Here is a 12,909-nt window from a genome sequence, read left to right on the forward strand (position 1 = left end):
TTTCCAGGGGGAATCTTTTCATGATCAGAAGCATGCTGGTGGGGGCGATGGTCGCTCTTATGCCCGTTTCAGGTTTCGCGGCCGATCTCATCGTCGACTACGCGCCAGCCGCGCGGCAGTGCGCTGAAGCCAGCCAATCCTCGCTCACCGTTGACCAGGATGTCGCGACATTGACCAAGGAGGTCGTGTCGCGCATGGACGAGGCAATCGCGGTCGCCGACGATCCGCACTGGATCTCCTCGACGCGGCCTACTTTCGTCTGGGCGTCCGAGACCAAGGTTGCCTGCGGCAAGGCCTATGGCTACCTGCAGTCCAACTGGCGCGACGAGGACTACATCGCCAAGTGCGATTGCTTCTATTCCAAGATGCGGAATTTCATGAATTGAGACAGGCGGATTGATCGTCATGTCCGATGCTGTCGTTTCACCGACAAGGCGGCTGTCGTCCTGTCGGCAGTGGCTAGCCCTTGGTGTCCTCGCACTCGGTACGCTTGCGGGCTGTCAGGGCGCCCCCACGCCCCAGGACGTTCTCGACGTGGAATCGCCGCAGGCGAGGCATGCGCGGCGCGCGGCCGAACATGCGGTAAAGCCGCAGGAAACCTTCGGCGGGGGCGCAACGCGGATCGCGCTCATCACGGCGTTGATGGCGCCGTCAGGCGAAACGGTACGCGAACGCGATATCCGGGACGGCGCGTCGCTCGCCATCGACGAGGTGGGTGGCGGCCAGCTCTCGGTGCTAGTCGAAAATACCGACGGTTCGCCACAGCAGATTCAAGAGGCGGCGAAGCGGCTTGCCAGCCAGAACGTCGCGCTCGTCGCGCTGTCGGTCGCCGACGTGCCTGTCAGCACCGTGCGCCAGGGTCTCGGCTCTTCCCGTGCGCCGCTCTTGGTACTGCGGGGCAACGGCGCCGAGCGGCCGGCCGGCACTTTCGCTTTCGTGTCCGACCGCATCGACAGCGCCGTCGAGGGCGCGTCCTATGCGGTGGCGTCCGGGCGCAAGCGGCTCGTCGTGCTCTTGCCGGGCGACGTCTCCGCCGCCGAGCGGCAAAGGCTCGATCGCGGACTTGGCGGCTATGGCATCAAACCGGCGCTCGTCGCCGTGACGGGGACCACGGCATTCACCGGCGACGCGGCCTCCAAGACCACATTGAAAGACACCGATGGCGTGCTCCTGGTCGGATCGGGAGATCCGGATGTCGGCGCTCTGTCGCAACTGAAGGCCAACGGCTATCTGAAACCGAACGCGATGGTCGTCGGAAGTTCTGGCTGGGCAAATGCCGCTTACAAGCGCCCCGAGCTCGCGGGCAGCCATCTCTGTCTGTTTGGTCCTGAAAATGGTTCCCGGATGACCTCGCGCTATCTCGATCGATACGAGCGGGCCGCAGGCACGGATGCGGCCTATGGCTTCGACGTGATCGCGCTTGCCGCCGGCCTGGTGCGCAGCCAGGGCGAAACCGCCATCACGCAGGAGAGCCTTCGGTCTCCAAACGGCTTCATCGGCGCGGCCGCAGCCTTCCGCTTCGAAAAGAGTGGTTCCGTCGAGCGAACCTGCGCGATCTACCAGGTCACCTCCGGCAGCGTGAAACTAATGGATCCAGCGCCGCGATCGTTCTGAAGCGCAAGCGCTGGCCTCAAGCTCCGCTTGCCGGCCCACGGGCGCGATCATCCACAGGCTTGCCGAGCCTCTCATCTCGAAGCAACGCTGCGAGCGGCCCCCGGGCGACGCCGGCGTTACTCTTCGGCATTCCCGGACGAAGGGCAGCGTTGACCGTTGCTGAACATCGGCAGGTTGCCATGCTCAAGTAACCATGTGTAGCGCCCTGATCGTGACCTTATCGATGTTGCGGCCATCTCAGGGAAAGTTAGGCAGACAGCAAGCCGAGATCTGCGCATTCTCCACATCCGGGAAGATGGAGGGTCATCGGAACCGGACAGGGGGTAGGCTGTAGCTTGGGCGCAGGTGGGGTCATGAGAAAAGGTTGTCTCTGAGTGGGCCGGCTTCCGGGGGAGGGGGATGGTCCCCGGAAGCCGAAAGCGGCGTCAAATGTCTTCGTCGCCGCCGAAATCCATATCGTCCGCAGGCTCTTCCGGCTCCGCAGCCGTGGCGCTGGGCTGAGCAGCCTGAGTCTCGATTCCGCCGAACATGCCTGCGATCGCGTTGCCGAGCAGAACGCCGCCGGCGACGCCCATTGCGGTCTGCGCTGCGCCGGCGAGGAAGCCGCTGCCGGCACGCTGTTGCATCGGCTGGCCGTAGGCCTGGTTCTGGTTGCCCCATGGCGAGCTGGGTGCGGCACGGCCATATCCGGGCTGTTTCGGCGCCTGGCGCTGAGGGGCGGCGTTGCTGCCGAACATCGAGGAGAAGAAGCCGCCGCGCTGTTGGCTCTGCGCGGTCTGCGCCTCCAGTTCCTCGATGCGGCGTTGAGCCGCCTCCAGCGCCTGCTCCTGCACGACGATGGTCTGTGCCATGTAATAGGGTGCACCCGGCTGCGCGCTGATCCGTTCCTGGATGAAGCGGTCGGATTGAGCGTCGCGCGGGCCAGACTGGCGCTCGACATGGGCGAGCTTAGAGAACAGGCCGTCAATGGCCTGCTGGTCGTTGCGATCCATGAGATATGTTCCTTGCTATCTGCGGGTATTACTCTTCACGCTGACCTGTGAAGTTGAGCAGCAGCTGGAAGATGTTGACGAAGTTCAGATAGAGCGACAGGGCACCGAAAACCGCGAGCTTCTGCTGGGATTCCTGGTCGAAATTGTCGGCATACTGTTCCTTGATGTTCTGCGTGTCCCAGGCAGTCAGGCCGACGAAGACGACGATACCGATCACCGAGACGGCAAACTGAAGAGCGCTCGAACCAAGGAAGATGTTGACGATCGAGGCGATCATCACGCCGATCAGGCCCATGATCAGGAACGAGCCGAATTTCGCCAGGTCGCGTTTCGTTACATAGCCGTAGAGGCTCGTCGCACCGAACATGGTGGCGGCGATGAAGAAGGTGCGGGCGATGCTGGCTCCGGTGAAGACCAGGAAGATGGAGGCCAGCGATAGACCCATGACGGCGCAGAAGGCCCAGAAGGTCATCTGCGCTGACGACGCCGACATCGAATGCATCTTGAAGGAGAAGAAGAAGACGAAGGCGAGCGGAGCCAGCATCACCACCCATTTCAGCGGCGTGGAGAAGATCGGCACGTAAAGTGCCGGCGTGGTGCCGACGATGAAGGCCACAAGTCCCGTCACGACAAGGCCGAGGCCCATATAGTTGTAAACGCGCTGCATGTGCTGGCGAAGGCCTTCGTCGAGGGCCGCGGCAGAAGCTTGGCTCATGCCGCCGAAGCGGTTCTGGTTCGAATGCATGAAGGTTTCCTCAGTAAAGTGAGTTCTTGAGAAGCTCGGCCTCATCGCTGAGGCCGATGCCCGGCGTGGTTGAGACGACGGCATAGGCGACCTCGCCGACCTGCCACCAGGCAGCCTCGGCGTTGGAAAGATTGAGGTCCTTCACGGGCTCGACCGCGAAGTGCCCCGGCCTGCCGGCGAAGAGTGATATGAGTGTGCCTGCATCGGTCTTGACGCTCGTCTCGACGCTAGGCCCGAAATCCGAGGGGAATACCTGGACGTCGACGACGTTCCAGTCCTTCGGAAGCTCCGGCATGACGATGGCGGTCGCGGCACGAATGTCGTCCCGGTCGTAGGTTTGCACTTCCGGCTGTGACGGCATTCCCGCCCTGACGAGCGAAGTCTGATGCGCGCGGATAGCGTATTCCACGAAAGCCGGCGGATGGGCCGAGGCATTGACTTCGCTCGGACCGACGGACGAATGGGCAATCCACCCTACCGAAATCATCAAGCCGACCGCCGCCACCTTCTGCAGGGCGTTCCACACGCGCGCATTCGCCAGTCCCGAGGAAAGGCGGCGAGCCGCCTCGCGCGTCTCGGGGCGTCCGGCAACGACATCCGATGTCATCGCCAGCTTGAGCGTGGTCCGCATTCCGAGATCGGCCATGACACGGGCGGCCGCATCAGGATTCCTGGCAAGCCAGGTCTCAACCCGAAGCCGACCGGCCGCATCGAGTTGATTGTCCACATAGGCATCGAGATCGGTATCGATAATCGTGTCGACGTCAGTCATTATCGCCTCCGACAAGCCTCAGGTGGTTGGGCTTTTTCGTTCCGTTTTCGAAGTCTCTCAGGCTCGCCCTTGCGCGGGAGACGCGCGACATCAAAGTCCCGACGGGAATGTCGAGTATGTCGGCAGCCTCTTGATAGGAGAGGTCCTCGACGGCAACGAGATGCAAGGCCTCGCGCTGCTCCTGCGGAAGCAGCATGAACGCTTCGCGGACCTGAGCCAGCCGCACGCTGTGCTCCTGGTGGGCGGGGTAAGACGATCCGGCTTCCTGCGCCGTCTGGTCGTCACGCTGGCCACGAGAGATCGTGGATCGCAAGCGGTCGATATGCGTGTTGCGAACGATCGCGAAAAGCCAGTTTCTAAGGTTCGCTCCAGACCGGAAAGTCGAGCGTCGTTCGTAGGCTCTCAGGAGAGCGTCATGAACGAGATCCTCGGCGTCCGGCGAATTGCGCGCAAGCGAGCGGGCATAGCGCCGCAGCGCAGCCAACTGCCCAATAATATCAAAGGCGCCTTTCTTCGAATCCATACCCGCATATACGGAGCGAGCGCGGTTTCTCATCCACTGCGCAGAAAAAAATATGAAAAAATCTGAGAATTACCGTCGAGACCGGGCACCGGACCTGCCGGCCGCAGGCAGATTGGGCCTGCCGAAATCCTTGGCCGTGTCGGCCTCTCACGCGCTGTGCACGCCGCAGATGCAATATCGGACCATCGAGCAAAGCCACGATGATCCGATACAATTTCTCGTCCGGTCAGAACCCGCAACGCGCGAGGTCTTGTCGGATTTGTTCTACGCAGGCTGCTGCGTTTGCCGGCTGACCTTGCTGACGAAACCGACGATCAGCACGAAGGTCAACGCCTCGACGGCAGCCACCAGCCACAGCCCGTGGGTCATGACGCCGGTCGTGTCCTTCAGGTAGCCCATGAGGTAGGGGGCGCCGAAGCCGGCGAGGTTCGCCACCGAGTTGATGAGCGCGATACCGACCGCCGCAGCCGAACCCGCCAGGCAATGGTTCGGCATCTGCCAGAAGACCGGGATTGCGGACATGGTGCCGACGATCGCAAGCGCCAGGGCAGCGAGCGACAGGGCAGCGCTGGCCGGCAGGACAAAACCCAGGGCCATCAGGCCGGTGGCACCTGCGAGTGCTGCAAAGGCGCAGTGGTAGCGCACCTCCGAAGTACGATCGGAATGAATGCCGTTCAGGATCATGCCCGCCGCACCGCCGAGATAGATGGCTGCCATGATCCAGCCGACCGTTGCAGGGCTGGAGAAGCCGATTTCGCGTACCACGGAGGGGCCGAAGAAAGTCAGCGTCGAGTTCGCCATGATGATGCAGAAATAGATGGCGATGAATTTCCATACGGTCGGGTTCTTCAGCGCCTTGAGCACGCTGTGCTCACGATGGCCGAGAGCCTTCTTGTCCTGCTCGATGTCCTGGATGAGCAGGGCCTTTTCCTCCGAGGTCAGCCAATGCGCCTTTTCAGGCTTGTCGGTCAGATAGAAGATGGTGGCGATGCCGGCGAATATCGACGGGATGCCTTCGAGCAGGAACACCCATTGCCAGCCGGCCCAGCCGTTGGCGCCGCCGAGCTGCGTCATGATCGTGCCTGCCAGCGGGCCGCCGATGACGCCGGCAAGAGCCGAGGCCGACATGAAGAGGCCGAAGGCCCTGGCGCGACGCAGCGATGGATACCAATAGGTCAGGTAGAGGATGATGCCGGGATAGAAGCCGGCCTCGAACACGCCGAGCAGGAACCGCAGCGTATAGAACTGCCAGGGCTGGGTGACGAACATCATCAGCACGCAGATGATACCCCAGCCGATGGTGATGCGGGCGATCGTGGCGCGGGCGCCGATCCGTTCAAGCCACATGTTGCTCGGCACCTCGAAGAAGAAATAGCCGAGGAAGAAGATGCCGGCACCGAGACCGTAAACGGTTTCGCTGAACTGCAGGTCCTGCAGCATGGTGAGCTTCGCGAAACCGACATTCACCCGGTCGATCCATGCCAGGATCCACAGGAACATCAGAAAGGGAAGGAGCCGCCATGTCACCTTGCGGTAGACCGACTCGAGATTTTCGGGGTTCGCGGCGGGTGAGCCGCCTCTGTTCCCCGCATGTGCTGCCGATGCCATTGTGGACTACCTCCCGTATAAGTCCATTTCAGGATACCAGCCGCTATGCGGCCGGCGTGATAACCTCCTGCGCCTCTTTTACGAGGGCGCCCAGTCGATAGCGGCTGATGTTGGCGATCTGCCGCAGTGCTTCCGCAAGCTCGGCGTCGGTCTCCCGTCCGATGCGATGCTTGAACTCGGCAAAGATGCCGGCCTTGGTGTAGTGGCGAACGCAAACGATGAAGGGAAAGCCGTGCCGGGCGCGATAGCGGCGGTTCAGATCGTCGATCAGCGCCATCTCGTGGCCCGCCAGGCTGTCGAGCCCGGCCGTTCCCTGTTCGACGGTCGATTCCGCGGTCATCCGGCCTTGCTTGGCCTCCTTGCCGGCAAGGTCCGGATGCGCGCCCAGGAATTCGACCTTGGACGCCGTGTCACGGGCCAGGATCTGGCCGAACATCGCACCATGCAATGCCTCGACGTCGGCGAACGGCCGCTTCTGCCAGCTGCGCTGCGCGACCCAAGGCGAATTCTCGAAGACAGGACCGAGGTAGGCGACGAAGGCGTCGCAGTCCATTTGGTTGATCGCGTCGATATCAAGCATGACTTGCCCTGAAGTTGAGCCGCCGCATCGGGGCGTTTCCTATGCAAACGGTGCTCGGTGGGGGCGATTTGGTCAACGCGGGCAGGCAAATACCCATTATTAGCCAGACGAATAAAAGGTGGTGTTGACCTATTGGCCGGCTCGCCCTGCCGGATTTTGTTGGCTATTCTGAAAATCAGATGTCGAAAGAAGATACCGTTGACGCACATCTCCTAAAGGTGTTCTGCGCGCTTATGGCCGAGGGCAGTGTGACGCGTGCCGCTGTCAAGCTGGAGCAATCCCAACCGGCGGTCAGCCTGGCGCTTGGCAAGCTGCGCGAGATCTTTTCCGACCAACTGCTTGTGCGCGGCCGTGACGGAATGGTTCCGACGGAGCGCGCTCTGGCGATTTTGCCACGCGCTCAGGCCCTGTTGGCCGATCTCACCGGCTTGGTCGACGCCACGGCGCCGTTTGACGCCCCATCAAGCAATCACAGCTTCACGATCGCCTCGCCGGACTACATGGCGCCGGTGTTCCTGTCGGAAATTGTCGATCAGATCAGGCGCAAGGCGCCGAATGCGAGCCTCGTGATCCGGGCGCTCGGTCCCGACTTCGACTTCGAGGGAGCGCTTGCCCGGGGTGACGTCGATGTCGTCATCGGCAACTGGCCGTCTCCGCCCGCCTATCTCAAGCGCTCGATCCTCCTGCAGGACGACATCGTTTGCCTGATGCGGGATAGCCATTCTCTAGCGCAGGGCGAATTCAGCGAAGCCGATTACCTGGCGGCGGCCCATATCGTGCCGGTGGCCTATTCGATGGCCCATCGCGGTGTCGTCGAAACCCACTTGTCAAGCCTTCGGGTCAGCCGGGCGCGCACCGTGGCGCTTTCCTATTTTACGACCGCACCGTACCTCTTGCTGCAGTCGGACCTGATCTTCTCGACCAGCCGTCATTTTGCCAGCTACTTTGCGGGGCTTCTGCCTCTCGTCGTGCGCCAGCCGCCGATCGAGTTCCCGCAGATGGTCTTCCACATGCTATGGCATGACCGCTCGCATCATTCGCCGATGCACCGGTGGCTGCGCGAGATCATCATGCAAGCGCGCAACAGGATCATCAGCTAGATTTCGGAACGAAGTGGCTGCTCTCGGAGTAACCGGACAGTCGCGCCCAATCCTTCATCGCCGTGTCGGCGGCGGCCCAACAGAGTTGCGGACCACCAGGTCGGGCCTCAGCAGGATCTCCGTTTCTGAAGGGGTGCGGTCCGAAAGCATCTCTAGAAGCAGTGCCATCGCGTGCTTGCCGATCGCGGTCCGTGGTTGGCGGATCGTGGTCAGGGAAGGGGTCATGAAACTGGCTTGCGGGACGTCATCGAAGCCGGTGACCGAAAACTGATCCGGTATCTCATAGCCGCGCGCTTTGAGGCCAAGCGCGACACCAAGAGCAGTCTGATCGTTGACACACATGAAGGCGGTCGGAAGGTCGTCGCGCATGAAGAGCTGCTCCAGCGCCAGCCTGCCGCTTTCCACCGTTCCGTCGCCTTCGAGGATAAGGCGGCGGTTCGGGGGGATGCCGGCCGCGGCAAGTCCGGCCTCGTACCCCGACCGACGACGGCCATAGGCAAGGCGCGTATGGGAGTCTCCGATGAATGCGATCCGCCGATGCCCTTCGGAAATGAGAAGATCAACGGCCTTGCGCGCGCCCTCGACGTCGTCGACGCCGACATAGGGAATGCCTCCGTTGAAGACGGGCTCGAAAACACCGACGGTCGGCGGCAGGCGCGGCGTCACCTCCTGATGGCCGAAAGGAAGAATGCCGGTAAACAGGATCAGGCCGGCCGCCTGGTTCGAGTTGAAGAATTTCAGATATTCCAACCCGCGTTGGGCATCATTCTGGGTATGCCCGATCAGCACGCCGTAGCCATGGGCACGCGCTTCATTTTCAAGGCCAACCAGAATGCTGGAGAAGTTCGGATCGCCGATATCGGGCGCGACCACGAGTATCATGTTCGAGCGCCCCAGCCTAAGGCTGCGCGCCATCGCATTGGTGGTGTAGCCCGTCAGCGCGATGGCCTGGTTGACCTTCAGCCGCGTGGACTTGGCAACCTTCTCGGGCATGTGAATGGCCCGCGAAACTGTCGCGATCGACACTTCGGCGATCCGTGCGACATCTTCGATGGTTGCGGGGGTGGAATCGGACACTCGCTTGGCCTCGGGCTTTGTTGCGAGACACTACACAGACTTGCCTGACGGTCAAACGCGCAGGCCGAAAAAATTGTCTTACAAGCAAGATGTAAACCTTTACATCGCGCAGTGTAAAGGTTTACATCATTGAAAAAGCGGTGGAGGCCGCAGGGAGGGGAATATGACCACGGAGGTTGTCGACGGGGCTCCCGTCGTGCTGTCTGCGCGCCGCATCAGTAAATCCTTCAGCGGCGTGCAGGTGCTTTTCAGCGTCGATTTCGAGCTGCGCCAGGGCGAGATTCACGCGCTGATGGGCGAGAACGGCGCCGGCAAATCCACGCTCGTCAAGATATTGTCCGGCTTCGAGCAACCGACCTCGGGCGAGATCCTGCTCGACGGCCAGTCGGTGAAGCTCCCAGCAAACGGTGCGGCCGAAGCGCTCGGAATCGTCATCATCCATCAGGAATTCAATCTGGCCGAACATCTCACCGTCACCGAGAGCCTGTTTCTCGGCCGCGAAGTGACCAGCTTCGGCGTGCTCGACCGCAAGTTCATGCGCGCGGAAACGCGCCGCGTTCTCGATCTCCTCGGCTCCCATGTCGACGAGAACGCGATGATCGGCTCGCTGTCGATCGCCGAAAAGCAGATGGTGGAGATTGCCAAGGCTATCAGCCGTGACGCGCGTGTCGTCTTCATGGACGAGCCGACCGCCGTCCTTTCTCGCGAAGAAACGAACTTTCTGTTCCGCTTGGTGCGCAAGCTGCGCGGCAAGGGAACGAGTTTCGTCTTCGTGTCGCACAAGCTCGACGAGGTCATGGAACTCACCGATCGCGTGACGGTGTTGCGCGACGGCCAATGGATCAAGACATCGCCGACCTCCATCCTCGACGGCGAGGCGATCGCCCAGTTGATGGTTGGCCGTGAGCTTTCGAGCCTCTATCCCGCCAAAAGCGAACCCGACTTCGACGAGGAGGTCGTGCTGCGCGTCAGTTCGGTCTCAACAGGCTACGTTAGGGACGCAAGCTTCGAGGTCCGCCGCGGCGAAATCCTCGGTTTTTCCGGGATGATCGGTTCGGGTCGGACGGAGTTGATGGAGGCGATCGTCGGATTGCGCCCGCGTGTGTCCGGCGAGGTTCTCGTTCGTGGCCAGCCGGTTTCATCCGGTGACGTGCACGCGGTCAACAAGGCCGGTCTCGCATACATGACCAAGGACCGGAAAGCCAAGGGGCTGTTGCTCAATGCCGGGATGATGGCGAACCTGACGCTGCAGTCGCTCGGTCGCCATAGCCGCCTCGGCTATCTCGATCCGGGAAGCGAGGAGGCGGCTCTGGTCAAGGCGCGCCGCCGCTTCGACATCCGCGTCAGGGATGACAAGATTGTCGCCGGACGCATGTCCGGTGGCAACCAACAGAAGCTGCTTCTCGCCAAGGTAATGGAAACCGACCCTGGTATCATCATCATCGACGAGCCGACCCGCGGCATCGACGTCGGCACCAAGCAGCAGATCTACCACTTCATCTCGGCGCTCGCCCGGGACGGTCGCTCGATCATTGTCGTCTCATCGGAGATGCCCGAGGTCATAGGCCTATGCAGTCGCGTGGTGGTCATGCGCGAAGGCCATATCGCCGGCATTCTCGAGGGGGACGAGATCTCCGAGCAGGAGATCATGCGCTACGCCGCAGGATTGAAGAGGAAGACGGCGGCCTGAGGCGGCCGCGGCGCATCCTGCGCAGATGCCGAGAACAACAAGATTCCCGACAGGTGGGACGGAGGTTCAATTGGATATGAGCGTAAACGAGGAAGGCAGTCAGGGCGCAATTCGTCGCCGCAGCTGGCGCGACATCGATCTGAGGGCCGTGGCGCCATTCGTCGCACTGGCGTTGCTGCTGCTGGTAGGGGCGCTGGTCAATCCCAACTTCATCAGCATCAACAACCTCGCCAACGTCGCTACCCGCAGCGCCTTCATCGCCATTATCGCGGTCGGAGCGACCTTCGTGATTTCGTCGGGCGATCTCGATCTCTCCGTCGGGGCGATGGTCGCCTTCATCGCCAGTCTGATGATCCTGTTCATGAACTCCGGGGTCATCGCCGATCCGGTGCTCATGCTTCTGGCGGCGGTCCTGTTTACTATTGTCGCCGGCGCACTCTGTGGTCTTGCCAATGGTCTGATCACCACAGTCGGCAAGATCGAACCCTTCATCGCGACGCTCGGCACCATGGGCATCTATAGGGGACTGACGACCTGGTTGTCGCAGGGCGGCGCGATCACGCTTAAGGAGCCAGAGCTCCAGGAAATCTATCGTCCCGCCTATTTCGGCACGATCTTCGGCCTGCCGGTACCGATCGTCGTCATCCTCGCGGTGACGGCCGTGGCGGCCTTCATCCTCTATCGCACGCGCTACGGTCGCCACGTCGTCGCCGTCGGCTCCAATCGTGACGTTGCGCGTTACTCCGGCATTTCCGTCAACCGCGTCCGCACCGTCGCCTTCGTGATCCAGGGGCTCTGCGTGGCAGCCGCCGTCCTCCTCTATGTGCCGCGCCTCGGCTCGACGTCGGCAACGACTGGCATTCTCTGGGAACTACAGGCAATCACCGCCGTTGTCGTCGGCGGCACCGCGCTCAAAGGCGGCGCGGGTCGCGTCTGGGGCACGATCTGTGGTGCGTTCATCCTCGAACTGGTCGGCAACATCATGCTGCTCTCCAACTTCATCAGCGAATACCTGATCGGCGCCATCCAGGGTGCGATCATCATCATTGCGATGCTCGTCCAGCGCTCGCTGGTTCGGAAATCGTGAGACGGCCGGGTCCACAGGTCTCCCGGCCTCAAACAGGCTGACCTGATATTTGGGAGGAACTTAATGCGTAATAAGCTATTCGGCCTGACCCTCGCGGCCATGACCGCACTCGCTGGCGTGTCGCACGCGCAGGAAGAAAAGAAAGTGACGATCGGCGTCTCGATCCCGGCTGCCGATCATGGCTGGACGGCCGGCGTGGTCTTCCATGCCGAGCGCGTCGCCAAGATCCTGATGGAACGCAATCCGGGCCTGAACGTCATCGTCAAGACCTCACCCGATCCGGCAAGCCAGGCCAACGCCGTGCAGGACCTCGAGACACAGGGCATCGACGCTCTCGTCATCCTGCCGACCGATCCGGATCCGCTGGTCAACGCAATCAAGGAAGTAAAGGGCAAGGGAACCTTCGTCGCGCTCGTCGACCGTGCGCCGAGCGTCAACGACAACTCCGTGCGCGATCTCTACGTCGCCGGCAACAACCCGGCGCTCGGCCAGGTCGCGGGCGAATACATCAAGGCCACGACGCCGGAAGCTGAAGTCGTCGTCATTCGCGGCCTGCCGATCCCGATCGACCAGCAGCGCCAGGACGGCTTCGACAAGGGCATCGAAGGCTCGAAAGTCAAGGTTCTCGACCGCCAGTACGGCAACTGGAACCGCGACGATGCCTTCAAGGTCATGCAGGACTACCTGACGAAGTACCCGAAGATCGACGTCGTCTGGTGCCAGGACGACGACATGGCCGTCGGCGTGCTGCAGGCCATCGAGCAGGCGAAGCGCACCGACATCCAATACGTCGTTGCCGGCGCCGGCTCGAAGGAAATGATCAAGAAGGTCATGGACGGCGACAAGATGATCCCGGTCGACGTGCTCTACCCGCCGGCAATGGTCGGTACGGCGCTTGAGATGACCGTGGCCAACTTCTACGGCCAGGTTCCGGTCCGTGGCGTCTACACGATCGATGCAACGCTCGTGACCAAGGACAATGCCAAGGACTTCTATTTCCCGGATTCGCCGTTCTGATCCAGGCTTGACTGAAAGGCGGCCCGCGGTCGGCGCGGGTTGCCATCCCACAACGATCACCTGAAATCACAGGTCGTGTCGTCTTGAGCCCCAGGCGGGCATCG

14 protein-coding genes are annotated in these 12,909 nt (G+C 61.9%); 7 read left to right on the top strand and 7 right to left on the bottom strand.

Translation table 11 applies throughout. The features are described 5' to 3' along the window. Positions 1-20 precede the first annotated feature (20 nt). Complete coding sequence (locus tag ACN9MO_RS21550; RefSeq protein ID WP_057249636.1) at positions 21-386, top strand: hypothetical protein; 366 nt, start codon at positions 21-23, stop codon at positions 384-386. A gap of 19 nt (positions 387-405) precedes the next feature. Further along, positions 406-1,614 carry an ABC transporter substrate-binding protein gene (locus ACN9MO_RS21555; protein WP_162771015.1) on the top strand — a complete coding sequence of 403 codons (1,209 nt, stop codon included), beginning with the start codon at positions 406-408 and terminating at the stop codon, positions 1,612-1,614. Positions 1,615-2,039: 425 nt separating this feature from the next. On the opposite strand, the gene ACN9MO_RS21560 is transcribed toward ACN9MO_RS21555, so the two are convergent. From ACN9MO_RS21560 to ACN9MO_RS21575, 4 genes are read right to left on the bottom strand one after another with little or no spacing between them, the layout of a single operon-like run. After that, complete coding sequence (locus ACN9MO_RS21560; RefSeq protein WP_057249641.1) at positions 2,040-2,606, bottom strand: DUF2076 domain-containing protein; 567 nt, start codon at positions 2,604-2,606, stop codon at positions 2,040-2,042. 28 nt (positions 2,607-2,634) lie between these two features. After that, a complete protein-coding gene (locus tag ACN9MO_RS21565; protein ID WP_057249643.1) occupies positions 2,635-3,351 on the bottom strand; it encodes a Bax inhibitor-1/YccA family protein in 717 nt (238 codons plus the stop codon). Positions 3,352-3,361: 10 nt separating this feature from the next. Further along, a complete protein-coding gene (locus ACN9MO_RS21570) occupies positions 3,362-4,123 on the bottom strand; it encodes an anti-sigma factor family protein (protein WP_057249645.1) in 762 nt (253 codons plus the stop codon). Next, positions 4,116-4,607 (bottom strand): sigma-70 family RNA polymerase sigma factor, encoded by a 492-nt coding sequence (locus ACN9MO_RS21575; RefSeq protein WP_425988177.1) that lies wholly within the window; start codon positions 4,605-4,607, stop codon positions 4,116-4,118. Before ACN9MO_RS21575 ends, ACN9MO_RS21570 begins: the two co-directional genes overlap by 8 nt. On the opposite strand from ACN9MO_RS21575, the gene ACN9MO_RS21580 reads away from it, so the two are divergent. Further along, complete coding sequence (locus ACN9MO_RS21580) at positions 4,539-4,712, top strand: hypothetical protein (RefSeq protein ID WP_425988310.1); 174 nt, start codon at positions 4,539-4,541, stop codon at positions 4,710-4,712. The genes ACN9MO_RS21575 and ACN9MO_RS21580 overlap by 69 nt on opposite strands. Positions 4,713-4,910: 198 nt before the next feature. Here ACN9MO_RS21580 and ACN9MO_RS21585 read toward each other — a convergent pair whose 3' ends face one another. Both ACN9MO_RS21585 and uraD read right to left on the bottom strand, forming a co-directional pair. Further along, on the bottom strand, positions 4,911-6,254 hold the full coding sequence (locus tag ACN9MO_RS21585; protein ID WP_057249649.1) for an MFS transporter: 1,344 nt from the start codon (positions 6,252-6,254) through the stop codon (positions 4,911-4,913). A gap of 43 nt (positions 6,255-6,297) precedes the next feature. Beyond that, entirely contained in the window at positions 6,298-6,834 is a 537-nt protein-coding gene (gene uraD / locus ACN9MO_RS21590) for a 2-oxo-4-hydroxy-4-carboxy-5-ureidoimidazoline decarboxylase (RefSeq protein ID WP_057249651.1), read from the bottom strand. Positions 6,835-7,013: 179 nt separating this feature from the next. On the opposite strand from uraD, the gene ACN9MO_RS21595 reads away from it, so the two are divergent. Beyond that, positions 7,014-7,934, top strand: coding sequence for a LysR family transcriptional regulator (locus tag ACN9MO_RS21595; protein WP_057249653.1), 921 nt, complete (start codon positions 7,014-7,016; stop codon positions 7,932-7,934). A gap of 54 nt (positions 7,935-7,988) precedes the next feature. Here the strand turns inward: ACN9MO_RS21595 and ACN9MO_RS21600 are convergent, their stop codons facing one another. Beyond that, positions 7,989-9,011 carry a LacI family DNA-binding transcriptional regulator gene (locus ACN9MO_RS21600; protein ID WP_058324310.1) on the bottom strand — a complete coding sequence of 341 codons (1,023 nt, stop codon included), beginning with the start codon at positions 9,009-9,011 and terminating at the stop codon, positions 7,989-7,991. 163 nt (positions 9,012-9,174) lie between these two features. Between ACN9MO_RS21600 and ACN9MO_RS21605 the strand changes: the two genes are divergently transcribed. The 3 genes from ACN9MO_RS21605 to ACN9MO_RS21615 all read left to right on the top strand — a co-directional run bounded on the left by ACN9MO_RS21605 (position 9,175) and on the right by ACN9MO_RS21615 (position 12,805). After that, on the top strand, positions 9,175-10,701 hold the full coding sequence (locus ACN9MO_RS21605; protein ID WP_113737696.1) for a sugar ABC transporter ATP-binding protein: 1,527 nt from the start codon (positions 9,175-9,177) through the stop codon (positions 10,699-10,701). 76 nt (positions 10,702-10,777) lie between these two features. Continuing rightward, entirely contained in the window at positions 10,778-11,788 is a 1,011-nt protein-coding gene (locus ACN9MO_RS21610) for an ABC transporter permease (protein ID WP_057249658.1), read from the top strand. Between the two features lie 63 nt (positions 11,789-11,851). Beyond that, a complete protein-coding gene (locus ACN9MO_RS21615) occupies positions 11,852-12,805 on the top strand; it encodes a substrate-binding domain-containing protein (RefSeq protein WP_057249660.1) in 954 nt (317 codons plus the stop codon). Positions 12,806-12,909 lie beyond the last annotated feature (104 nt).

Origin of the sequence: Ensifer sp. R-19 (assembly GCF_049905105.1) — a bacterium.
Classification (GTDB): Bacteria; Pseudomonadota; Alphaproteobacteria; order Rhizobiales; family Rhizobiaceae; genus Ensifer.

Coding starts and splice junctions, on each gene's coding strand:
- ACN9MO_RS21550 (WP_057249636.1), top strand. CDS start 21: ATGATCAGAAGCATGCTGGTGGGGGCGATGGTCGCTCTTATGCCCGTT.
- ACN9MO_RS21555 (WP_162771015.1), top strand. CDS start 406: ATGTCCGATGCTGTCGTTTCACCGACAAGGCGGCTGTCGTCCTGTCGG.
- ACN9MO_RS21560 (WP_057249641.1), bottom strand. CDS start 2,606: ATGGATCGCAACGACCAGCAGGCCATTGACGGCCTGTTCTCTAAGCTC.
- ACN9MO_RS21565 (WP_057249643.1), bottom strand. CDS start 3,351: ATGCATTCGAACCAGAACCGCTTCGGCGGCATGAGCCAAGCTTCTGCC.
- ACN9MO_RS21570 (WP_057249645.1), bottom strand. CDS start 4,123: ATGACTGACGTCGACACGATTATCGATACCGATCTCGATGCCTATGTG.
- ACN9MO_RS21580 (WP_425988310.1), top strand. CDS start 4,539: ATGAACGAGATCCTCGGCGTCCGGCGAATTGCGCGCAAGCGAGCGGGC.
- ACN9MO_RS21585 (WP_057249649.1), bottom strand. CDS start 6,254: ATGGCATCGGCAGCACATGCGGGGAACAGAGGCGGCTCACCCGCCGCG.
- uraD (WP_057249651.1), bottom strand. CDS start 6,834: ATGCTTGATATCGACGCGATCAACCAAATGGACTGCGACGCCTTCGTC.
- ACN9MO_RS21595 (WP_057249653.1), top strand. CDS start 7,014: ATGTCGAAAGAAGATACCGTTGACGCACATCTCCTAAAGGTGTTCTGC.
- ACN9MO_RS21605 (WP_113737696.1), top strand. CDS start 9,175: ATGACCACGGAGGTTGTCGACGGGGCTCCCGTCGTGCTGTCTGCGCGC.
- ACN9MO_RS21610 (WP_057249658.1), top strand. CDS start 10,778: ATGAGCGTAAACGAGGAAGGCAGTCAGGGCGCAATTCGTCGCCGCAGC.
- ACN9MO_RS21615 (WP_057249660.1), top strand. CDS start 11,852: ATGCGTAATAAGCTATTCGGCCTGACCCTCGCGGCCATGACCGCACTC.